This window comes from Accumulibacter sp. (assembly GCF_023806635.1).
GTDB lineage: Bacteria > Pseudomonadota > Gammaproteobacteria > Burkholderiales > Rhodocyclaceae > Accumulibacter.
This window is the reverse complement of record NZ_JAMTDQ010000053.1, coordinates 1-20,748: the sequence shown is the minus strand read 5'-3', so window position 1 is coordinate 20,748 and position 20,748 is coordinate 1. Positions and strand designations below refer to the sequence as shown.

24 protein-coding genes and 3 pseudogenes are annotated in these 20,748 nt (G+C 67.2%); 12 read left to right on the top strand and 15 right to left on the bottom strand.

The genetic code is table 11. The annotated features are described in order from the left end of the window. The 4 genes from NFW30_RS10470 to NFW30_RS10455 all read right to left on the bottom strand — a co-directional run. A partial coding sequence (locus NFW30_RS10470) for a ribonucleotide reductase N-terminal alpha domain-containing protein (RefSeq protein WP_363322089.1) occupies positions 1 to 608 on the bottom strand: 608 nt, incomplete at its 3' end. A 362-nt stretch (positions 609 to 970) separates the two neighbouring features. Further along, the gene (locus tag NFW30_RS10465) at positions 971 to 2,389 is read right to left on the bottom strand and encodes a bifunctional enoyl-CoA hydratase/phosphate acetyltransferase (protein WP_295355475.1); all 1,419 of its coding nucleotides are present in this window, start codon (positions 2,387 to 2,389) and stop codon (positions 971 to 973) included. 184 nt (positions 2,390 to 2,573) lie between these two features. Next, the gene (locus NFW30_RS10460) at positions 2,574 to 2,969 is read right to left on the bottom strand and encodes a type II toxin-antitoxin system VapC family toxin (protein ID WP_295355477.1); all 396 of its coding nucleotides are present in this window, start codon (positions 2,967 to 2,969) and stop codon (positions 2,574 to 2,576) included. Continuing rightward, positions 2,966 to 3,172 carry an AbrB/MazE/SpoVT family DNA-binding domain-containing protein gene (locus NFW30_RS10455; RefSeq protein WP_295355479.1) on the bottom strand — a complete coding sequence of 69 codons (207 nt, stop codon included), beginning with the start codon at positions 3,170 to 3,172 and terminating at the stop codon, positions 2,966 to 2,968. Before NFW30_RS10455 ends, NFW30_RS10460 begins: the two co-directional genes overlap by 4 nt. Between NFW30_RS10455 and NFW30_RS10450 the strand changes: the two genes are divergently transcribed. Further along, entirely contained in the window at positions 3,132 to 3,392 is a 261-nt protein-coding gene (locus NFW30_RS10450) for a hypothetical protein (RefSeq protein WP_295355489.1), read from the top strand. The genes NFW30_RS10455 and NFW30_RS10450 overlap by 41 nt on opposite strands. A gap of 75 nt (positions 3,393 to 3,467) precedes the next feature. Beyond that, positions 3,468 to 5,564, top strand: coding sequence for a molybdopterin oxidoreductase family protein (locus NFW30_RS10445; protein WP_295355481.1), 2,097 nt, complete (start codon positions 3,468 to 3,470; stop codon positions 5,562 to 5,564). On the opposite strand, the gene rsmI is transcribed toward NFW30_RS10445, so the two are convergent. After that, positions 5,513 to 6,376 (bottom strand): 16S rRNA (cytidine(1402)-2'-O)-methyltransferase, encoded by an 864-nt coding sequence (gene rsmI, locus NFW30_RS10440; protein WP_295355483.1) that lies wholly within the window; start codon positions 6,374 to 6,376, stop codon positions 5,513 to 5,515. The genes NFW30_RS10445 and rsmI overlap by 52 nt on opposite strands. A gap of 114 nt (positions 6,377 to 6,490) precedes the next feature. Between rsmI and NFW30_RS10435 the strand changes: the two genes are divergently transcribed. Next, complete coding sequence (locus NFW30_RS10435; RefSeq protein ID WP_295355488.1) at positions 6,491 to 6,781, top strand: YraN family protein; 291 nt, start codon at positions 6,491 to 6,493, stop codon at positions 6,779 to 6,781. After that, on the top strand, positions 6,762 to 7,151 hold the full coding sequence (locus NFW30_RS10430; RefSeq protein WP_295372056.1) for an HIRAN domain-containing protein: 390 nt from the start codon (positions 6,762 to 6,764) through the stop codon (positions 7,149 to 7,151). The genes NFW30_RS10435 and NFW30_RS10430 overlap by 20 nt, the downstream gene beginning before the upstream one ends. A 351-nt stretch (positions 7,152 to 7,502) precedes the next feature. Here the strand turns inward: NFW30_RS10430 and NFW30_RS10425 are convergent, their stop codons facing one another. From NFW30_RS10425 to NFW30_RS10405, 5 genes and pseudogenes are all read right to left on the bottom strand, one after another. Further along, a complete protein-coding gene (locus NFW30_RS10425) occupies positions 7,503 to 8,630 on the bottom strand; it encodes an META domain-containing protein (protein WP_295355759.1) in 1,128 nt (375 codons plus the stop codon). A 16-nt stretch (positions 8,631 to 8,646) separates the two neighbouring features. Next, positions 8,647 to 8,784, bottom strand: a pseudogene (locus tag NFW30_RS10420) (NAD(P)H nitroreductase); the annotation flags it as partial. A 242-nt stretch (positions 8,785 to 9,026) separates the two neighbouring features. Next, positions 9,027 to 9,686: a hypothetical protein gene (locus NFW30_RS10415; RefSeq protein ID WP_295355761.1), complete on the bottom strand. Its 660-nt coding sequence runs from the start codon at positions 9,684 to 9,686 to the stop codon at positions 9,027 to 9,029. Positions 9,687 to 9,722: 36 nt separating this feature from the next. Continuing rightward, on the bottom strand, positions 9,723 to 10,013 hold the full coding sequence (locus NFW30_RS10410) for a hypothetical protein (protein WP_295355763.1): 291 nt from the start codon (positions 10,011 to 10,013) through the stop codon (positions 9,723 to 9,725). A 39-nt stretch (positions 10,014 to 10,052) separates the two neighbouring features. Further along, on the bottom strand, positions 10,053 to 10,925 hold the full coding sequence (locus tag NFW30_RS10405; protein WP_295355764.1) for a hypothetical protein: 873 nt from the start codon (positions 10,923 to 10,925) through the stop codon (positions 10,053 to 10,055). A 495-nt stretch (positions 10,926 to 11,420) separates the two neighbouring features. Here NFW30_RS10405 and vapB point away from each other — a divergent pair, with 495 nt between their 5' ends. After that, positions 11,421 to 11,654, top strand: a complete 234-nt coding sequence (gene vapB / locus NFW30_RS10400) for a type II toxin-antitoxin system VapB family antitoxin (RefSeq protein ID WP_295355766.1) — start codon at positions 11,421 to 11,423, stop codon at positions 11,652 to 11,654. Positions 11,655 to 11,657: 3 nt separating this feature from the next. Next, the gene (locus NFW30_RS10395; protein WP_295355768.1) at positions 11,658 to 12,062 is read left to right on the top strand and encodes a PIN domain-containing protein; all 405 of its coding nucleotides are present in this window, start codon (positions 11,658 to 11,660) and stop codon (positions 12,060 to 12,062) included. Here the strand turns inward: NFW30_RS10395 and NFW30_RS20055 are convergent. Further along, positions 11,966 to 12,625, bottom strand: coding sequence for a CHAT domain-containing protein (locus tag NFW30_RS20055; RefSeq protein ID WP_363322088.1), 660 nt, complete (start codon positions 12,623 to 12,625; stop codon positions 11,966 to 11,968). The two genes, NFW30_RS10395 and NFW30_RS20055, sit on opposite strands and share 97 nt — an antisense overlap. Positions 12,626 to 12,712: 87 nt before the next feature. Here NFW30_RS20055 and NFW30_RS10390 point away from each other — a divergent pair, with 87 nt between their 5' ends. The 5 genes and pseudogenes from NFW30_RS10390 (at position 12,713) to gstA (ending at position 16,642) form a co-directional block, all read left to right on the top strand. After that, positions 12,713 to 13,018: a hypothetical protein gene (locus NFW30_RS10390; protein ID WP_295355770.1), complete on the top strand. Its 306-nt coding sequence runs from the start codon at positions 12,713 to 12,715 to the stop codon at positions 13,016 to 13,018. Positions 13,019 to 13,058: 40 nt separating this feature from the next. Next, positions 13,059 to 13,652, top strand: coding sequence for a phosphoheptose isomerase (locus NFW30_RS10385; protein WP_295355773.1), 594 nt, complete (start codon positions 13,059 to 13,061; stop codon positions 13,650 to 13,652). Beyond that, entirely contained in the window at positions 13,649 to 14,299 is a 651-nt protein-coding gene (locus NFW30_RS10380) for a BON domain-containing protein (RefSeq protein ID WP_295355774.1), read from the top strand. The genes NFW30_RS10385 and NFW30_RS10380 overlap by 4 nt, the downstream gene beginning before the upstream one ends. Positions 14,300 to 14,392: 93 nt before the next feature. Beyond that, positions 14,393 to 15,184: pseudogene (locus tag NFW30_RS10375) on the top strand (DUF2235 domain-containing protein); the annotation flags it as partial. A gap of 858 nt (positions 15,185 to 16,042) precedes the next feature. Next, complete coding sequence (gene gstA / locus NFW30_RS10370; RefSeq protein ID WP_295355780.1) at positions 16,043 to 16,642, top strand: glutathione transferase GstA; 600 nt, start codon at positions 16,043 to 16,045, stop codon at positions 16,640 to 16,642. A gap of 94 nt (positions 16,643 to 16,736) precedes the next feature. Here gstA and NFW30_RS10365 read toward each other — a convergent pair whose 3' ends face one another. The 4 genes and pseudogenes from NFW30_RS10365 to NFW30_RS10350 all read right to left on the bottom strand — a co-directional run bounded on the left by NFW30_RS10365 (position 16,737) and on the right by NFW30_RS10350 (position 19,852). Beyond that, positions 16,737 to 17,087: a hypothetical protein gene (locus tag NFW30_RS10365; protein ID WP_295355775.1), complete on the bottom strand. Its 351-nt coding sequence runs from the start codon at positions 17,085 to 17,087 to the stop codon at positions 16,737 to 16,739. A 143-nt stretch (positions 17,088 to 17,230) separates the two neighbouring features. After that, a pseudogene (locus tag NFW30_RS10360) lies at positions 17,231 to 19,036 on the bottom strand (sodium:solute symporter family protein). Positions 19,037 to 19,046: 10 nt separating this feature from the next. Continuing rightward, entirely contained in the window at positions 19,047 to 19,301 is a 255-nt protein-coding gene (locus tag NFW30_RS10355) for a DUF4212 domain-containing protein (protein WP_295355776.1), read from the bottom strand. A gap of 194 nt (positions 19,302 to 19,495) precedes the next feature. Continuing rightward, positions 19,496 to 19,852 carry a dihydroneopterin aldolase gene (locus tag NFW30_RS10350; protein ID WP_295355777.1) on the bottom strand — a complete coding sequence of 119 codons (357 nt, stop codon included), beginning with the start codon at positions 19,850 to 19,852 and terminating at the stop codon, positions 19,496 to 19,498. A 137-nt stretch (positions 19,853 to 19,989) separates the two neighbouring features. Here NFW30_RS10350 and plsY point away from each other — a divergent pair, with 137 nt between their 5' ends. Continuing rightward, positions 19,990 to 20,607, top strand: coding sequence for a glycerol-3-phosphate 1-O-acyltransferase PlsY (gene plsY, locus NFW30_RS10345; protein ID WP_295355778.1), 618 nt, complete (start codon positions 19,990 to 19,992; stop codon positions 20,605 to 20,607). Positions 20,608 to 20,748 lie beyond the last annotated feature (141 nt).

Here is a 20,748-nt window from a genome sequence, read left to right as displayed (position 1 = left end):
TCCTTGGCGTGGATGAAGACCTCGATGTCCGGGTGGTCGCAGCGCAGCACGCCCATCTGCGCACCGCGACGGGCGCCGGCCGACTCGACGGTCTCGCACGAGCGGTCGAAGACGCGCATGTACGACACCGGCCCCGAGGCACGCGACTGCGTTCCCTTGACCAGGGCACCGATCGGCCGGATCGACGAGAAGTCGTAGCCGACGCCACCGCCGCGGCGCATGGTCTCCGCAGCCTCGGCGAGGGCGCTGTAGATGCCCGGCTTGCCGTCGACGATCTCGACCACCGAGTCACCGATCGGCTGCACGAAGCAGTTGATCAGCGTCGCCGCGAGCGTCGTGCCGGCAGCCGAGTTGATCCGTCCGGCGGGGACAAAACCGTTCTCCTGCGCCCACAGGAAGCGCGCCTCCCAGTGCGCGCGCTGCTTCTCCTCCTCGTTGGCGGCGAGCGCGAAGGCGACGCGCCGGCGCACGTCGTGCACCGTCGCCTCGCTGCCCTTGGCATACTTCTCGACCAGCACCTCGCCCGAAATCTCCTGCTCGGCAAGCGGCACGATCGCCGGTGCCTCGGCGATCGCCGACAGGGGTAACTGGTAAGTGAGCTGGCTCATGGTCTTGGTCCCTTGGTTGTCTGATGGCTGGAGGATTCGGCAGCCGATGCTGCCTGTGCTGACCCCGGCGACCTGCCGTCGTCGCGTGCAGGAGCGCACCGGAGCTGCCGCATGTGGTCCCGGTCGCGCTTTCGCCCAGCGGGGCGTCACGGACGTAAAGATACTACATATAGTGCCGATGGGCAAGAAAATTACTATATATAGTTATCCACAGCCGCACGGGCAGCGCCTTGGGAAAGCCGTGCAGGCATCTCCCCGGGGCCGTGGACGGCAGCCGTTCCGGCGACGCGCGGCCAGCCGGCAGCACGACCCGCCGCCACTGACCGCCCGCTGCCGACCGGCACTGCCGACGGCGCACGTGTTCAGGCGGGCTTCTGGCGCTCGCGGTTGGCGTGCGCGATCAGCGAGGCAATGACGCAGGAGGCGATGCGCGTCTCCGCGGTGTCGGCCCGACTGGTGAGGACGATCGGCACGCGCGCGCCGAGGACGATGCCGGAACTGAGCGCGTTGGCCAGGTACTCGAGCTGCTTGGCGATCATGTTGCCGGATTCGAGGTCGGGCACGACGAGGATGTCTGCGCGACCGGCGACCGCCGAGGTGATTCCCTTCGTCTTCGCGGCGACCAGCGAAACCGCGTTGTCGAAGGCCAGCGGCCCGTCGAGCAACCCGCCCCGGATCTGCCCGCGATCGGCCATCTTGCACAGCGCGGCGGCATCGAGCGTGGACTGGATCTTCGGGCTGACGGTCTCCACTGCCGAGAGGATCGCCACCTTGGGTTCCGGCGTGCCGATGATGTGCGCCAGTTCGATCGCGTTCTGGATGATGTCGACCTTTTCCGGCAGTGTCGGCGCGATGTTGATCGCCGCATCGGTGATCATGATCGGCCGCGGATAGGTCGGCACGTCCATCAGGAAGACGTGGCTGATGCGGCGCTCGGTACGCAGGCCGGCGCTGCGCGAGATCACCTCGGCCATCAGTTCGTCGGTGTGCAGGCTGCCCTTCATCAGCGCCTCGGCATCGCCGCTGCGGATCAGTGTCACCGCCATCGCCGCCGCGTCGTGACTGTGCTTGACGTTGACGATGCGGTGCTGCGCCAGATCGAAGCCGTTCTCCTCGGCCACCGCGCGAATCTTCGCCTCCGGCCCGATCAGGATCGGTTCGATCAGCCGCGCCTCGGCAGCCAGCAGGGCGCCCTTGAGCGACTCGCGGTCGCAGGGATGCACCACCGCCATGTCGATCGCCGCCAGACCCTCGGCACGCTGCACCAGCGCCTGCAGGCGGGCGTACTTGTCGGAGATGGTGATCTCCGGCATCGCCACGCGCTTCGTCCGGATTTTCTCGGCTGGCGCCAGAACCTCGGCGCTGCCCGAGACGACGAGCAGCCTGTCCTGGTTGAAACAGGCGCAGTCGAGGATGATGTGTTGGTTGTGCGCGAACTTCTGCCGCACCGTCACCGTCACCGTCAGCGTGTCGCCGATCGTCACCGGGCGGGCGAAACGCAGCGTCGATTCGATGAGGATCGTTCCCGGTCCGGGGAACTGCGTGCCGATCGTCGTCGACAGCAGCGAGGCGCTCCACATGCCATGCGCGATGAAATCGCGGAACAGACCGCTGTGCCGGAACTCGGCTGTCGCCAGCGCCGGGTTCATGTCGCCCGACATCAATGCGAAGAGCTTGACATCGTCGGGACGCAGGGTGCGGATCAGCGAGGAGGTGTCACCGACGTTGATCTCGTCGTAGGTCCGGCTTTCGAGGTACTCCAGAGGTGTTTCGAAATGCATGATCGTCCTCCGCATGAGGTCCGCAATGATCTCCGGTGGCAGCGCCGGAAGATGCCGAAGGATCGCCACCGCCGCGCGCCGGCGACTCGCCTGCAGGCGATATTATGCTGCAATGCAGCAGGGAATGGTATGCCCACCGTCCAGCCGATCACCCCGCCCCGGCAACAAGCCGAAGCCGCCCGGACTACCCCCGGCAGGGAACGTAGCGGACTCCCTCCTGGCCTGCAAAATGGGCATCCTGGGTCCACAGGGTCGCGCCAAGCTGCCGCGCCGTGCACAGGATGATGCTGTCGGCCAGCGCCAGCCGCGCATCGACCGCCAAGCGCGCGGCACTCAGGGCCAGCGAGTCGTCGAGATCGACCACCCGCGCCTGCCGCATCAGTCCGATGGCGCGCAGCGCATCGTGCTCGCTGCGCTGCTGCAGGATGCGTTTGAAGACCTCGAACAGACTGAGCGACGGCACGAACAGCTTGTCCGTCGCTTCGATGGCCGGCGCAAAGAACGCGGCGTTGGCACCGTCGGCAAAGTACTCCAGCCAGCCGCAGGAATCGACGACATTCGCCTTCGGCACGACTTTCATACCCGGTCGTCCTCGCGCGGCACCGTGGCATCGATCCCGGAAAGAAAACCGCGCAGACTCTGCGGCGGTTCGACCGGCAGCAACTCGATCCGGTTGTCGTAAGCCACGACCTGCAGCTTGCGGCCGGCCTCGATGTGCAATCTTTCCCGGATGGCCGGCGGAATGACGATCTGGAATTTCGGCGAAACGGTGACGGTGTGCATGGCGGCCCCCGGCAAAAACCACTCAATGGTTGATCGATACGTAAATCGTAATACCGCATACGCATCGATACAAGCCGGCGTCAACCGCGCAAGGCCTATGGCGCCGTTGCTCGCCGGGCTGCGCGCAGACGGCGACACGGGTCGCGAAGGGATCATTGCGGCGGTTGTCGAGTTCCACCAGGACGCGAAGGATGCGCTGGTGAAGGCGCTGGTCGATTGACGCGTGCCCAGCCAGCCGGCAACCTGTTATCGTGTCGCCGTCGCCAACCCATCCCCTGCCGGAGGACACCCGACCATGGCGCAACCGGTTGCCGAAGACGCCGTCAGCCACACGATACGTGGCGCCTGCCCGCATGACTGCCCGGACACCTGCGCGCTCGAGGTCACGGTCGGCCAGGGCCGCGTGCTGAAGGTTGCCGGCGCGGCCGATCACCCGCCGACCGCCGGCGTGCTGTGCACCAAGGTGGCGCACTACCCCGAGCGCATCCATCACCCGCAGCGCCTGCTGCACCCGCTGCGGCGGTTCGGCGCGAAGGGGCCGGGAGCCCGCTTCGAACGCATCACCTGGGACGAGGCGCTGGACACCATCGCCAACCGTTTCCGCAGCATCGTCGCCAGCCATGGCGCCGAGTCGATCGTCCCCTACAGCTACGCCGGCAACTCGGGGCTGCTCGGCTATGGTTCGCTCGACCGCCGTTTCTTCCACCGCCTCGGCGCCGCGCAGCTCGACCGGACGATCTGCGCCAGCGCCGGCGCCATGGGCTACCGCGCGACGGTCGGCGCGAGCATCGGCTTCGACCCCGAGAATGTCGTCGATGCGCGTCTGATCCTGCTCTGGGGAAGCAACAGCGTCGTCTCCAACCTGCATTTCTGGCGCCTGGCGCAGGAAGCCAGGCGGCGCGGAGCGCGCCTGGTCGCGATCGATCCCTGCCGGACGGTCACCGCCGACCGCTGCGACCAGCACATCGCCCTGCTGCCGGGAACCGACGCCGCGCTGGCGCTCGGCCTGATGCACGTGCTGATCCGCGACGACCTCCTCGACCACGACTACATCGCCCGCCACACGCTCGGCTTCGCGGCGCTCGCCGAGCGGGTACGGGCCTTCCCGCCAGAACTCGTGGCCGAAATCTGCGGCATCGACGCGCCGATCGTCGAACAACTGGCACACGCCTATGGCCGCACGCGACCAGCGGCGATCCGCTGCAACTACGGCATCAACCGCACCGCCGGCGGCGGCATGGCGCTGCGCACGATCGCCTGCCTGCCGGCACTGACCGGTGCCTGGCGCGACCCCGCCGGCGGCGTCCTGCTGTCCACCTCGGGCAACTATCCGGTCGATACGGCGGCGCTCGAAAGACCCGACCTGATGCCGCAGCCGTCGCCGCGCGTCATCAACATGAGCACCATCGGCCACGACCTGCTGCACGCGCGGCCGCCGATCCAGGCGATCTTCGTCTACAACAGCAACCCGCTGGCAGTCGCCCCGCAGTCGCGCGAGGTGGTGCGCGGGTTCGCCCGCGACGACCTGTTCACCGTCGTACACGACCTCTTCCAGACCGACACCGCCGACTATGCCGACATCCTGCTGCCGGCGAGCAGCCACATGGAACAGCTGGACATCCACAAGTCCTACGGCCATCTGTACATCCAGCTCAACCAGCCGGCGATCGCCCCGCTCGGCGAGGCGCTGCCCAACACCGAGCTGTTTCGTCGCCTGGCATCGCGGATGGGTTTCACCGAGTCGTGTTTCGCCGACAGCGACGAGGATCTCTGCCGCCAGGCCTTCGACTGGAGCGACCCGCGCCTTGCCGGCCTGTCGTGGGAGCAGCTCGTGCGCGACGGGCACGCCCGCCTGCGGCTGCCGCAGCCCTACGCGCCGTTCGCCGACGGCGGCTTCCCGACACCGTCGGGAAAGTGCGAGTTCTTCAGCCGGATGCTCGCCGACCAGGGCCTCGACCCGCTGCCCGACTTCATCGCGCCGCGCGAATGGCGGCGCAGCCCATTGGCACGGGACTTCCCGCTGGCCCTGCTGACGCCGCCGGCACGCAACTTCCTGAACACCAGCTTTGCCAACTCGCCACGTTTCCTGGCGCAGGAACGATCGCCGAGCGTCCTGATCAACACGGGCGACGCCGCCGCGCGGGCGATTGCCGACGGCAGCGAGGTGCGCATCTTCAACCGGCGCGGCGAGTTCGCCGCCCGGGCCGTGGTCAGCGACCGGGCGCGACCGGGCGTCGTCGTCGCGACCTCGATCTGGTGGCGCAAGCTCTCACCCGACGGGCGGAACTGCAACGAGGTGACCAGCCAGGCGCTGACCGACATGGGCGGCGGCGCGACCTTCTATGACTGCCTGGTGGAGGTGGCGGCTGCCTGCCAAGACAACGCTTCCTGATAGAGGGCTTTCCTGCCGGCGCCGGTGATCGCGTGCGCCAGTCGCGTCGCCTGGCTCGGCGGCAGCCCGTCGGCGAGCAGCAGTCGCAGCACGCGCCCGCCTTCGCCGCTGGCCGCGACCGCCGGCGCGCCCGAAACGACGAGCACGAACTCGCCGCGCTGGCGATTGGCGTCGGCCAGGAGCCATTCCGGCGCCTCACCCAGGGGACAGGAATGGATGCTCTCGAACAGCTTGGTCAGTTCGCGCGCCAGCACGAGCGTCCGCTGCCCGCCGAAGGCCGCCAGCAAGTCCGCGACCGTTTCGACGATGCGATGCGGCGCTTCGTAGAAGACCAGTGCGTACGGCAGCTCGGCGATTTCGCGCAGCGCCTGCGCGCGTTGCCCGGACCTGGCCGGGAGGAAGCCATAGAAGAGGAACTGCGCCTCGCTCAGCCCGGCCGCCGACAGCGCGACGATCGCGGCACAGGGCCCGGGCAGCGGGATGATGCGATGCCCGGCAGCGCGTACGCGCGCCACCAGCCTGGCGCCCGGGTCCGAGATGCCCGGCGTGCCGGCATCGACGACGACCGCCACCGACTCGCCGGCATCGAGCAGCCCGACGACGCGCTGCGCCGCCGCCTCCTCGTTGTGCCGATGCGCCGCCAGCAGGCGGGCGTTGCAGCCATGCTGGCGCAGCAGCGGCGCCGTGTGCCGCGTGTCCTCGGCGGCCACCCAGTGCACCTGGCGCAGGACGTCGACGGCGCGCTGCGTCATGTCGCCGAGATGGCCCAGTGGCGTCGGCACCAAATATAATGCGGCGGATTCGTTCGTCATCGGAGTCGACAGGTAGTGAGCGGCAAAGATAACACGCCCGGACCCGGCGGAAGCGCCAGCAGGGACGGCGACGCCGCCGAGGAACTGGCGGCGCGCTTCCTCGCGGCGCGCGGGATGGGCATCCTGCAGCGCAACTTCCGTTGCCGCGGCGGCGAGGTCGACCTGGTCTGCCGCGATGGCCGGACGATCGTTTTCGTCGAGGTGCGGCTGCGCCGCAACGCCAGCTACGGCGGTGCCGGCGCCAGCATCACGACTGCCAAGCAGCGGCGGATCGTCCTTGCCGCCGAGCATTACCTGGCCCTGCACGGTGGCGGCGACTGCGACTGCCGCTTCGACTGCATCCTGCTCGACGGCCTGTCCACCGCCGCCATCGAGTGGATCCCGGATGCCTTTGCCGCGCCTTAGCCCGGCCGTCGCGCTGGCCATCGCCCTCACCCTGCCCGCGCCGCCGCTGCGGAGTGGCGAGGCGGTCCGCATCCTGGTGCAGAGTTCGCCGCTGGCCGGCAGCCAGTACTACGCCGCCAACGCGCTCTGGTCGCAGATCCGGACCGGTGACCGGCTGACGCTGGTCCGCGAGACCGACAACCGGCACGACCGCAACGCGGTGCGCGTCGACTGGAACGGTCAGCAGCTCGGCTACGTTCCGCGCGCCGAGAACCGCGCCGTCGCGCGCGCCCTCGACGCCGGCGAGCGACTCGAGGCGCGGGTGTCGAGAATGCGGCAGGACCCCGATCCCTGGCGCCGGATCGAGTTCGAGGTCTTCCTGCTGCTCTGACAAGGACACGAGATCCAGCGCCACGGCCGAGAATGTTCCAGGCTCTGACAGGACATGACGGCAAGCGAGACAGAGGAGCGAGAAATCCGCGACGACACCATCGTTCGAGGACAGGCAGCGATAAGGGCCCCCGACGTTGTCGCCGATCGTGACCAGCGTGTTGGCTTGCGCGAATTCGGAGCGGATGCCGTGCGCTCCCGGCACGCTGCTGGCGCGTACGCGCTGGAGGCAGGCGTGTTCGGCCCAGGGATGAAGAAGGAGTTTCGCCGGCATCGGCTCGGGCGGTCTTCGGCTGCGACCACAAGCGCCAGCGTCGGCCGCGGGGGCCTGCCCGGCGACGGCGAGATGGATTCAGCCGCCATACACCAGCGGCTCGGGGATGTCGAAGTGCTCGTCGCCATTGAAGCTCACCCGCCAGCCGCGTTCGTTGCGCGTGAAGCTCATCGGCTGCGGCACGTCGGCCGCCTTCGGCTCGCCCTTGACGAAGAGGATGCGTCGCTTCATTTCCTGGTTGCCTTCGCTTGGCCAGCGCAGCTCGACCGTTGCCGTGCCATCGAAGCCGCGCCGCACGACCCAGGCCTCGCACTCGCGCGCCTTCGCATACAGCGGTTCGCATTTCGTCGTCGTGCGAGCGTGGTAGGGTGTGCCCGGAAACACCGCATCGGCCCTGGCCGCCACGGGCTTGAGCGGCGACCCGGTGATGCCCACCGACAGCGTGTAGTCGCTGACCTCGTTGCGGCGGCCCGCCGAGCGCAGCAGGAATACCCGGATGGTATAGACGCCATCATCCGGCAGCAGGCCGTCGAAGCGGTTGCCGTTCAGTTCGCCGACGGCCATCGCCGCATGCGGCGAGTCCGGCGGCAGCAGGTTGAAGTAGTTGGCGCCGTTGCTGCCCTTGAGGTTCACCGTCATGCGCTGGCCGGCAGCGGCCCGCAACTGATAGTCGACATACTGGCGGCCGACGATGCGGTCGCGGATCACGGCCTCGCTCGTACCCTTGGTGAAGCGCACCGGCTTGACGACGCGATCCTTGTCCTGTTCGGTGCCCGCCGTGTGCACCGGCGCCCACTCGTAGATGCCGCCGTCGGCCATCAGCGTGAGGTAGAGCTTGCCGTCCTTGAGCAGGTAGCCGCGCACATGGGCCATGTCGCGCGCGATCCGCTCGTCGAGATGCGGCGGCGGGCACAGGGCGCGCGTCGCGGCGATGGGGCCGAAGCTGATCGTTCCGGTGGCTCCGTCGCTTGCCGGCTTCACCGTATAGTCGCCGGTGCCGCGATTGCAGTCGAGGCGGAAGGCGACGCGGCCATCGCGCCCGAACTCGAGCGTGAAATGGCCAGGATCGCCCACCTTGGTGGTGCCTTGCGCGTCGTCCATCGACTGGATGGAAAGCAGCTGCCAGGTGGTACCGGCGAAAGGGTTGCCGTCCGCCTGGGCGATGCCGGCAAGCAGCACGGTCGCCAGCGCGAGAAACCTCGTCATCATCACCTCCTTGACATCAAAGGTGGGTAATTACCGTCTCGCCCGGCAGGCGCGATTTCGGCAGCGACGCGTTGAATTCGTCGGCCGGGCAGTAGCCGAGCGCAACGATGACGGAACTGGTTAACCCGTTTGCGCGCAGGCCTGGCCCCTCGTCCGGCGCCACCTCGACGATGTCCAACATCCTGTTTCTCCATGCATGTTGCGGGTCAGGATCCGGCCGCATGGGCCGGGTAATCGGTGTAGCCCCGCTCGCTGCCGCCGAAAAGCGTGGCGCCGTCGAAGCCCGCCAGCGGCAGGTTGTGGCGCAGGCGCTCGGGGAAATCCATCGATGTCGAAAAATTCCTGCTGCGGCGGGAGTGACGCTCCCGCCGCGAGGACCTGCTGACCGGGCGTGCCTCAGCCCCCGAAAACCACGGCTTCCGGGATCTCGTAGCGCTCCTTGCCAGCCTGGATCTTGAACACGTCACCCTGCTTGCTGGCGCGGAAGCTCATGTCGCCGTCGGCCTGGCTGAGATCGGCGGAGATGGCCTTGCCCTTCTCGAAGAAGATGAAGCGCGTCTTGCCGCTCGGCAGCGAGACCTTGACCGAAGCGCCACCGCCGGGCTCGCGAGCGACCTCGAAGGCGCACTGGCGCATCCTGCCGCCGCCCTCGGAACAGGGTATGTCGCCGCGGGCGTCGAACTGCCCCTGTCCGGCGCGCTCGGAGTGCGAGGAGCGGCCCGCCGGCAACTGGGCAGCGGTGCTTCCAGGTGCCTTGAAGGACAGGATTTCGCACATGCCGTTGCTCTTGTCCTTCGCCGTGTAGGTCACCATTGGCGGCTCGCTGCCGTTCGGCGTGATATCGACGTAGGCGCCGGCCGAGTTGCCGGTGATCTGGCCATCCGGGCGCTTGATGACCTTGGCGACCTTGCCGTTCATGTAGATCTGGCCCTTGGTATTGGTGTCGACATTGAGGTTCGAACCGCACTTGGCGGCAAAGAGCGGAACGGCGGCGTAGGCCGATGTGGCCGCGGTGGCCGCGGTGGCGGCGACGATGACCAGCAATTGACGGATCATGAACTTCTCCTTGTAGTTGGGGTTGCGGATCGAAAATCAGGTGCAGTTGCCTTCGGACAGGCTTTCGAAACGCCTGATGCGGCCATCCCGGGTCACCGCCTGCACGCACTGGCGGGTGCGCTCGTTCCACCAGGTTGTGAAAGGCTTCTCGCCCTGCTGGTAGCCGCCCCCGTCGGTGAAGCCGCGGCTGTTCATCTGCTCGTTGACCCGCTCCAGACTCTGGTACCTGAGCCCGGACAGATCGCCCGGCGCCGGCCCGGCGAATACCGGGGTACTGGCCGGGCTGAACGATACTAGGGCGGCGAGGATGCGTCGGGACGTCTTCATCGAATCGCTCCTTGGGGCGGCAGCGTGGTCGGACCGGCTTCAGCGCGCGGCCCAGGGCGGGTTGTTGATCGCACGGTCGCTCGCCGTGCCGGCAGGCAGGAAGGTGTGGCGCGAGGTATCGCGGTAATAGCGCCAGAAACCGTCGGCCAGCGCCGGGTCGGCGATCACGAAATCGCCGCGCGCCTGTGCCGCTTCGAGGAACCTGCGGTAGGCATCGAGCGGCTCGGGGCCACCCTGCTGGAAAACCACGCGCCCGCCATAGGCCGCGTACAGGGCCCGGTTGATCTTCCATTGCCGGATGAAGGCGTCGGCGATCGCATCGCGCGCCGCCTTGTCTTCCGCGGTGGGCGCCCCGGCGGCTGCTTCCCGCGCTTCGCCCGCACGCAGCGCACGCAGCGTTTCGGCTTCGGCGGCCAGCGCCTGGCGCCGCGCCGGCGGCAAGGCGGCATCCTTGAGATCGCGCTCGATCTTGGCGAGGCGGGCGTCGCGCCGGGCGGCATCGGCCTTCATGAAGGCGGCCACCTGCCGCTCGTAGCGGGCGATCTCGGCACGGCTCACCGTGATGCCCTGCTGCGCCGCGTAGCGCCCGGTCAGCTCGCGCAGCACGTAGAAGCGCAACTCCTCGGCGTCGGCCGTGCGGATCACCGAACCAAGAGCCACCCCGGCCACCGGCACCGCGCCGTCGCCGAGAACGGGCGCTGCCGCACCGGCGAAGCGCACGAGCGCCACGCAGGCGATCGCCAAGGCAAGGCGAAGAATCATCGGCATCCCGCCCTGAAGCTGTGCTTCCAGCCTTGGCCGGCTGGCGAAATGCATCAGCTGCCTGGCCACCGCCCCGACGTCGAGACCGATCACCGCCGCGACAAGGAGACCGATCACGCCACCCACTGCCGCGCCTGTCATTGGATCCATGATTCGCCGCCTGTTCGATTGGCCGCCAGTTCATTGAAATCGCGGACGTCCCCGCCCGCTCCCGCACGTTCCACGACGGTGTCCGGCGTTGCCGCAGCCTTCGGGCATTTTGCCCCCATCGGATTCCGGCGCAGTGCATGCAGCCTCGAAAGTATCCGGCGCGAGTGCCGCAGCGGCAACCTTGGACTGCGCGAAACAGCTTCAATCATTGATTGAAGACATGATCCGACGGTGCCGCCCACCCTGTTCCCCCGGACCATTCCGCCGAAGCCGGTGCCGGAACCGGCGGGCGCCCGACCTTCGCATGGGAGTCGCTGCAGGAAGCACATCCCGGGATCGATCAACAGACGAACCATGGCATCTTGTGGCGCAACACGGCGGCCGGTCGCCGCGAGTTCGGCGAAGTTTTCACCGCCGCCAGTGCGGCACCGAATTCTTGACCTCGGCCCCGAACAATGTATATTCTTCGTGTATATAGCACCTCGGAGGCCGCCCATGCCCGCCAGCACCGTCTTCACCAACAATCGCACGCAGGCGGTTCGCCTGCCTGCCGAGCTGCGCTTTCCGGATTCGATCAAGAAGGTCGATGTGCGGGCCGTCGGCCTGGAACGTATCATCGCCCCCGCCGAAGCAGCGTGGGACAGCTTCTTCCTGGGCGAAAAAACCGTGAGCGACGATTTTCTGCCGGAACGGGCCGCCCAGGAGCAGCCGGCTCGGGAAAGCCTTTGACCCGTGCTGACCCACCTGCTCGATACCAACATCGTCATCTACGTCGTCAAGCGGCGTCCGATCGAGGCTTTGGCATCGTTCAACCGCCATTACGGCCGCCTGGCCGTCTCGGCCATCACTCTCGCCGAACTCGTCCATGGTGCCGAGAAAAGCAGCGACCCGGCCCGCAACCTTTCCGTGGTCGAGGATTTCTGCAGCCGCCTGAGCGTCCTGCCCTATGGCGAGCGGGAGGCTTACCACTACGGCAGCATCCGCGCCGCGCTGGAAAAGCTGGGCCAGCCCATCGGCGTCAACGACCTGCACATTGCAGCTCAGGCGCGCGCCCATGGCCTGGTTCTGGTCACCAACAACCTGCGGGAATTCGCACGGGTGCCGGGGCTGATGCTGGAGAACTGGCTAGCAGGGTGATGGGAAGAGGTCCATTGAACTCGAACCATGTCAGACTCGCCCGCGCGCACCGTCCCCGCCCTGCAGGATGAAGCCGGTCCAGCAGTACCGGTTGTCGAACGGGCGCGTTTCTTCGGGATACGCCAGCAGGGGGTCCACAAGGACATGATCAGGGTGCGCGCGCCGGCGACGACGAAGGCGCGGCGCAGCCCGAAGACGCCTTCGCCGACCTGGACGTCGCCCAGCCCGGTTTCGCAGGCGGCGAGGAAGACGAGGTCGGTGTCGATCAGGTCGAGTCCGGCGACATCCCAGGTGCTCGCGCAGGAAGGTGTTGGCACCGGCCAAGGCGAGGCCCGAGTGCAGCAGCGGGTTCTCCTGCCACCAGAGGTGGTCGCCGGTTTCGCCGAACGCTGCGGCGGGGGGACTGATCTTCGAGGAAGAAGCCGTGCGCCGTGAGATGCACGATGCGCGGCGAACGGCGTTTCTTGTCGCGGCCCTCGAGCGCCTGCTCGCCGAACAGGGGGGCCGCTCGCAGATGGCGGGCGACGGCCTCGCCTTCGACGCGGGCGCCCGGCAGCTTGCATGCTGCTCTCCTTCTCTGCTCGATCAGCCACCAACGGCGACGCCGGCTGCCAGGCTGTTGATGTCGGTCCATGTGATCAGGAAGCCTGGTGTCAGCTCCCGCTTGCCGCGCGGCACCCCCAGCCGGCGAGAACAATCGTCGCCCGCGACACGCGCTGCTCGATCCACACCACCACGCTGGCCGCGTCGGGGCGCACCAGCTCGACTCGGCCACCCAGGAACAGCTGGCCCACCAGGTCGCCACGTCGCGTCCGACCACGTCGCCCGCCGCTGTCACCGCGCCGGCAAAGGTCGCGGTGTTGCCCGGACCCCGGCTCACCGAATCGCCCGAGCTGCCCGAATTTCCCTTCAACGATCCACCTGGCGCCAAGTTGGAGGTCTTCCTGCTGCTCTGATGTTAGAATCGGCGCCTTTACGCGCTGCGAAACACCGCCGATGGATCTGACCGACCGTATTCGCCAGCAGTTCAGCGACAGCGTCCAGACCAAGCTCGACGCCCGCGAATCACTCGCGGCACCGGTCGGCCGGGCGATCGCGACGATGGTCGACTGCCTGCTGAACAATGGCAAGATCCTCGCCTGCGGCAACGGCGGCTCGGCTGCCGACGCGCAGCACCTGGCAGCCGAACTGGTCGGACGCTTCGAGGTCGAGCGCCATGAGCTGGCGGCGATTGCCCTGACGACCGATACCTCGATCCTCTCGGCGATCGCCAACGACTACGGCTTCGAGGCCATCTTCGCCAAGCAGGTGCGCGCGCTCGGACAACCCGGTGACGTTCTCGTCGCCATCTCGACATCGGGCAACTCGGCCAACGTCATCGCGGCGATCGACGTCGCGCACGAGAACGAGTTGCGCGTCGTCGCGCTGACCGGCAAGGGCGGTGGCGTGATCGGCGAAATGCTGCTCGAGGACGACGTGCATATCTGCGTTCCCGCCGAGCGCACGGCCCGCATCCAGGAAACGCACCTGCTGGTCATCCACTGTCTCTGCGACGGCATCGATTGCCTGCTGATGGGAGTTGAAGAATGAAACGACTGCTCGCCATGGGCGCGCTGCTGGCCGCCGCGCTGCTGCCCCTGCTGCTGCAGGGCTGTCTGCCGGTGGTCGCCGCCGGCGCCAGCGGAGGCGCCCTGGCTGCCTTCGATCGCCGCTCGCTCGGCACGCAGACCGACGACGAGTCAATCGAATGGAAGGCGAGTGCGCGCGTCGGTGAAAAGCCCTGGGAAAACGTCCACATCAACTTCACCAGCTTCAACCGCAAGGTGCTGATCAGCGGCGAAGTGCCTTCCGAACAGCTGCGGAGCGAAGTCGAGAACATCGTCAATGCGGTGCCCCAGGTGCAGGGGCTGTACAACGAGCTGACCGTGGGCCCCGTCACGTCGTTCTCGGCACGCAGCAACGACTCCTACATCACCACCCGCGTGAAGAGCCGCTTCGTCGATGCCGGCAAGTTCAACCCGATCCATGTCAAGGTCGTCACCGAGGCCCGGGTCGTCTTCCTGATGGGCCTGGTCACGCAGCGTGAAGCCGAGGCTGCCGCCCAGGTGGCGCGTACGACGAGCGACGTGAAGAAGGTGGTGACGCTGTTCGAGATCATCTCCGACAGCAAGGCGAGGGAGCTCGATGTCTCACTGCCGAAGTCGAACCCGCCGGCAGCGCCGCCGAGCGGCGGCTGATTGCCGTCGCACGCGGTTGATGGCGGGCGACAGCCTGGCGTCGATTCGGTCGCCGGCAGACCAGGGGCGGTACGCACACAAGGAGGACAGGCGATGAGCAAGGAAATCGTCGTTTGCCTGGACGGAAGCTGGAACGATCCCGTCGAGCGAACCAACGCATACCGGTTGTTCCAGATGCTGCCCGGTGAGGAGCGGCAGGTCGAGGAGAGTGGACCGATCCGGTCGCATCTCGTCAGGACGGGCAAGCAACTCGCCGCCTTCCATCTCGAGAGCGTCGGCAGCGGCGGGCGCGCACAAGGGATCCTGCGCGGCACGCAGGGAATCGGCCTGCACGACAGCATGATCGACGCCTACCTGCTGATCTCGCAGGTGTATGAGCGGGGGGACAAGATCTGGCTCTTCGGCACCTCGCGCGGGGCCTGGGCTGCCCGCAGCCTCGGCGAGTTCATCGCCTACACCGGTCTGCTGGCAGCCGGCGAAGCCGACGACGACGACGCCGCCGACGAGGCGGAGCGAGTCTGGCTGATCTACCGGGATGACCGTGGCAAGAAGCGCGGCGTCCGCTTCTGGAAGCACCACGACGAAACACCGATCCGCATGATCGGCGTCTGGGACACCGTCGGTGAACTCGGCGTCCCGCTGTTCAACGGGCTGCGCCTGATCGACCGCGACGAGCTCCGCTTCCTGAAGTTCCGCAACCGTGAGTTGAGTCCGCGCGTCGAATACGGTCGCCAGGCACTGGCCATCGACGAACGGCGGGCGGACTTCGTGCCGACACTCTGGGCCGATCGCGATGGCATCCGGCAGCTCTGGTTTGCTGGCGCGCATGGCGATGTCGGCGGCGGCTACGACAGCCATGGCCTCGCCGACATCGCGCTCGAATGGATGGTGCAGGAGGTCAACGCGCTTGATGCCGGCCTGCGGCTCGAGCCGGAAGGGCTGCTGCCGGCGCTGGCGCCCGACTGCCTGCAGGACCGGCACGACGAGACCCGTGGCCCGGCCTGGCGCACGCGCCCGACGAAGGAGCGCCGGATTCCGGACGACGCCGAAATCCATCCCAGCGTGCTGCAGCGGCTGCAGGGGCGGGCCGACTATCGACCGCGGGCCCTCGAGGACATCCCGGCATGCGCGCCCTTCTACCGGGGCGAAGAGGCGCCGCCGGAGGAGCAGCTGCATGCCGAGCGTGAAGCGCTGCCGTTTCGCAAGCTGCCGATCGATGGCGCGACGCGCTTCCCGGTCTATGCGCACAAGTGGTGGAACGCTTCCGGCGTCGAGGTGGATGTCGGCGAGCGCTACCGCATCGAGGCCAGCGGGTCCTGGCTGGACAAGGACGTCTCGGCGGACGCCGACGGCTATGAGTCGAAAGCGTGGTTCCTGCAGCTCGCCGAGGGCAGTCGCCGAATGGAGAGGCGCCCCTGGTTCTCGCTGGTTGCCGCCATCCATCCGCGGCCCGACCTCGAGGCCAGCAATGCCGACACCGAGAACATGCTCACCGGGCTGATCGAGAGCGCCGTCGGTGGCGTCGCGCGCGTCGACGACGAGAGCAGCCTGGTCGCGACGCCGAACGGCAGCGAGATCGAGGTCGGCGAGCCCGGCTTCCTCTACTTCTTCGCCAACGACTCGGCCTTTGCCTACGGCAACAACAGCGGCTTCCTCAGCGTCGAGCTGAGCCGGCTTCCCGATGTCGACGAGGATGATGAGCAAGCGCCGGCAGCGCCGCCACGCCTGCCCGGCAGCCTCGACATCAAGCTCTACTTCGCTCCCGGCACCTCGTCGCTGGCGCCGCACATCGCGCTGCGCGAGGCGGGACTCGATTTCGATCTCGTGCGCGTCGATCTTCGCCGGCACCAACTGGCCGACGGCAGCGATTTCATGGCGATCAATCCCAAGGGTTACGTGCCGGTGCTCGAACTCGACGATGGCGAGCGGCTGACCGAGACCGCCGCGATCCTGCAATACATCGCCGACCGCGTCCCCGAGTCCGGCCTCGCGCCGCGCGCGCACACGCTCGCGCGCTACCGATTGCAGGAATGGCTGGCGTTCATCGGTTGCGAACTGCACCGCAGTTTTGTGCCGCTGTTCCGGCCCGATACGCCCGAGGACTACCGGCGCAGCCTGCAGGAGAGTATCGCCGCCCGGCTGGGCTATGTCGCCACCCGCCTCGAGGACAGGAACCACCTGCTGGGGGAGCACTTCACGGTCGCCGACGCCTACCTTTATGCCGTCCTCAGCTGGGGCGGTGCGGTGGCCATCGACATCGGCCGCTGGCCGGCGCTGGCAGCCTTCCAGGAACGCGTCGGCCGCCGGCCGGGCGTCCTCGCGGCCCGGGCGGCGGAAGCCTGAGCAGCGGCGGGCGACCGGCTGCCACCGCGGCGCGCCGCCGAGCCAGCGGCTGAAGCCAGACAGCGGCGCCGCCGGGGCCTAGCCGCCTAGCCGCCTAGCCCTTGTTCGTCCTGCCCCAGTTTGCCCGCGCCTGCCGGCTGACGATGAAGTCGCCGAAGAATTTGAGCCAGATCGTCGAGCCGGCGATCGCCGTCCACGTCTCGTAGGGAATGCCGCTGATCACCACCAGCAGGATGACGCTCACCGCAACGCCACCGGCGACGAGGTTGATCGCCGCCGTGTAGGGCGCGTAGCGCTCGGCGTTCGGTGGCGCTTCGCCGCGCTTCAGCGCCACTTCCGAGTAGTCGCGGCGGAAGAGGATGCGCCACGCCCGTCGCAGCCAGAAGAAGGCCAGCGGAAAGAGGCCAAGGAACATGATCCAGGTCAGGGCAAGGCTGAGATCCATCGCTCACTCCGCCGTTCGGCTGCCGCTGCCGAGCCGGCCAACAGAAACGCAAGAAAAAACCCCGCCGGTGGTGAAACCGGCGGGGACGGCCTGCCGCTGCCGCCGGCGTGCCGGCGACAGCGGTGACGACGACTCAGCGACGCTCAGTGCGCGCCATCGACCGCCTTCGCACCACGCGGCACGCGTACACTCTCGACCAGGTGCTGGATGTGCTCCGGTGGCTCCTTCGTCACCTTGTCGACCAGGAAGGCGACGATGAAGTTGAACAGCGCGCCAACCGCACCGAAGGCCTCCGGAGTGATGCCGAAGAAGCTGTTGGCGCCACCGATCAGGTCGAGGTACTCGGTTCCCTTGATGAAGAAGATCCCCTTGTGCGCGAAGACGTAGAACAGGGTGATGAACAGGCCCGCGAGCATGCCGGCCATCGCGCCATCCTTGTTCATCTTCTTCGAAAAGATGCCCATCATGATCGCCGGGAAGAGCGAACTCGCGGCGATGCCGAAGGCCAGCGCCACCGTTCCTGCAGCGAAGCCCGGCGGGTTGAGGCCGAGATAGCCCGAGATGACGATCGCCACCGCCATCGAGATCTTGCCGGCGAGCAGTTCGCCCTTCTCGCTGATGTTGGGCGCGAAGACGTTCTTCACCAGATCATGCGAGATCGCTGCCGAGATCGCCATCAGCAGGCCGGCCGCCGTCGACAGCGCAGCCGCCAGACCGCCGGCCGCGACGAGCGCGATCACCCAGTTCGGCAGCAGCGCGATTTCCGGATTGGCCAGCACGATGATGTCGGCGTTGACCGTCAGTTCGTTGCCCTTCCAGCCGGCAGCGTCAGCCTTGGCCTTGAATTCCGCGCTCTTCGACTTGTCGTTGTAATACTGGATGCGACCGTCGGCATTCTTGTCTTCCCACTTCAGCAGGCCGGTTTTCTCCCAGCGCTTCATCCAGTCCGGGCGATCCTCGGCCTTGAGGTTCGATTCCGGCAGGAAAAGGTCGGCGTTGGCCTTGATCCCAGGCGTCACCGTCGCGTTGAGGTTGTAACGCGCCATCGCCGCCACGGCGGGCGCGGTGGTGTACAGCAGCGCAATGAAGATCAGCGCCCAACCGGCGGAAAGGCGCGCGGCATGGACCGTCGGCACGGTGAAGAAGCGCATGATGACGTGCGGCAGGCCGGCGGTACCGATCATCAGCGACACGGTATAGACGAACATGTTCAGCGTGCTGCCGGCGGTCGTCGTCGTGTACTTGCCGAAACCGAGTTCGGTGACCACCTAGTCGAGACGGGTCAGCAGCGAGACGTCGGAGCCGCTCATCGTCGCGCCCAGACCGAACTGCGGGATCGGGTTGCCGGTGAGCTGGATCGAGATGAACACCGCCGGGATGATGTAGGCGAAGATCAGCACGATGTACTGCGCGACCTGCGTGTAGGTGATCCCCTTCATGCCGCCGAACACTGCGTAGACGAAGACGATCGCCTGGCCGACATAGATGCCGGTGTCGCTCGAGACGCCGAGGAAGCGCGAGAAGGCGATGCCGACACCGGTCATCTGGCCGATGATGTAGGTGATCGACGCGGTCAGCAGGCAGACGACCGCCACCGTCGCCGCCGACTTCGAGTAGAAGCGGTCGCCAATGAACTGCGGCACGGTGAACTTGCCGAACTTGCGCAGGTAGGGCGCCAGCAGGACGGCCAGCAGGACGTAGCCGCCGGTCCAGCCCATCAGGAAGAGGCCGCCACCATAACCCATGTTGGAGATCAGGCCGGCCATCGAGATGAACGAAGCCGCCGACATCCAGTCGGCGGCGGTTGCCATGCCGTTCATCACCGGTGGCACGCCACCGCCGGCGACGTAGAACTCGCTGGTGCTGCCAGCGCGGGTCCAGATGGCTATGCCGATGTAGAGCGCGAAGGTTGCGCCAACGACGAGCCAGATGGTAGTCGTCAGATCCATGACTCGCCTCCTAGTCTTCGTGAACGTCGAAGCGACGGTCGATGTTGTCCATCATCTTCGCGTAGATGAAGATCAGCGCGATGAAGACGTAGATCGACCCCTGCTGGGCGAACCAGAAGCCCAGCGGATAACCACCCAGCTTGATGCTGTCCAGTTGCGGTGCGAGCAGGATTCCTGCGACGAATGACACCAGCGCCCAAACGGCGAGGATGCCCCAGATCAGCTTGAGCGTCGCCGACCAGTAGGCCTTGCCTTGGTCTTCCATGAGTTGTCTCCTCCAGTATTGTGGGATTGCAAGAAGCACCGCCGTCAGCAGGGCCTCTCGGACGCACTTATACGCAACCTTACTTACAGTACGCTGACGATATGCGCGGCAACCCTAATTTCGGACAAGTCGCTCGAACCATGGGCGATCCTGCGCCAGCGAGGAGTGTGAAGGAGTAGCCGGACGGAGCCGGATCAGGCGACCGCGCCGCGCTCGATGACCACGCCGACCCGCGCGACGCCGCGCATCATGCCCAGCTTGGCGATCGAGACGCGTACCCAGGTGGCGCCGAAGTCCTCGAGCAGCAGCGTCGCGACGTACTCGGCGAGCCGCTCGAGCAGCTTGAAGTGGCGGGCTGCGAGTTCGGCGCGCAGGCGGTCGACAACGCGCGCATAGTCGATGGTGTCGCCGATGTCGTCGCTGGCACCGGCACTGGCGGTGGACGTGCCGATCTGCAGCGAGATCTCGACCGTCTGTGGCATGGCTTGCTCGCGCGGATAGATGCCGATCAGCGTCGTCGCGCGCAGTTCGTCGATGAAGATGATGTCCATGCGGCCCAGGCTCGGGTGGGTGCGCCGGCGGCGTGGTGTATCATGGCGCCGCGCTGCCGGAAAGGTGGCGACAGAGCGCGCATTCTATCGCCTTCCGGCCGCTGGCCATAAGGCGGCAACCCGGGATCACCCAGCCGATGCCATCGACACTGCTCACCCTGCTCGCCGTCCTCGCAGCCTATCTGCTCGGCTCGGTTCCTTTCGCGCTCGTCGCCAGTCGCGTCTTCGGCCTCGCCGACCCGCGCAGCTACGGCTCGAAAAACCCCGGAGCAACGAACGTCCTGCGCAGCGGGCACAAGGGTGCGGCGCTGTTCACCCTCGTCGGCGACGCGCTGAAGGGCTGGCTGGCGGTCTTTCTCGCCGCCCACTACGCGCCGCTGCACGGCCTCGCCCCGCTGACGGTCGGTCTCGTCGCGCTGGCCGTCTTCTTCGGCCATCTCTACCCGGTCTTCCTCGGCTTCCGGGGCGGCAAGGGTGTCGCCACCGCCGCCGGCGTCCTGCTGGCGATCGACCCCTGGCTCGGGCTGGCAACGCTCGCCACCTGGCTTCTGGTCGCCTTCACCCTGCGTTATTCATCGCTGGCGGCACTCGTCGCCGCCGCCGCGGCGCCGCTCTACGCCATCCTGTCATGGGGCAACGACGGCAGGGTCCTGGTGATCGGCATCATCGCCATGGCATTGATCGGCAAGCACTGGCAGAACCTGCAGCGACTGCTCGCCGGCAGCGAGCCGCGCATTGGCGGCAAACGCCAGTAGTCCTGCGGTACCGGCGACGACGGTCAATCCTACCTGGCCCGGCACGCGAACGCATTCGTTCCGTGCGCAGCCCTTCCGACGCGATGGGCTAGCCCTGCCCTTTACCCGCAAAATTAGGTCTGGACTTTTTTGGTCGAACCA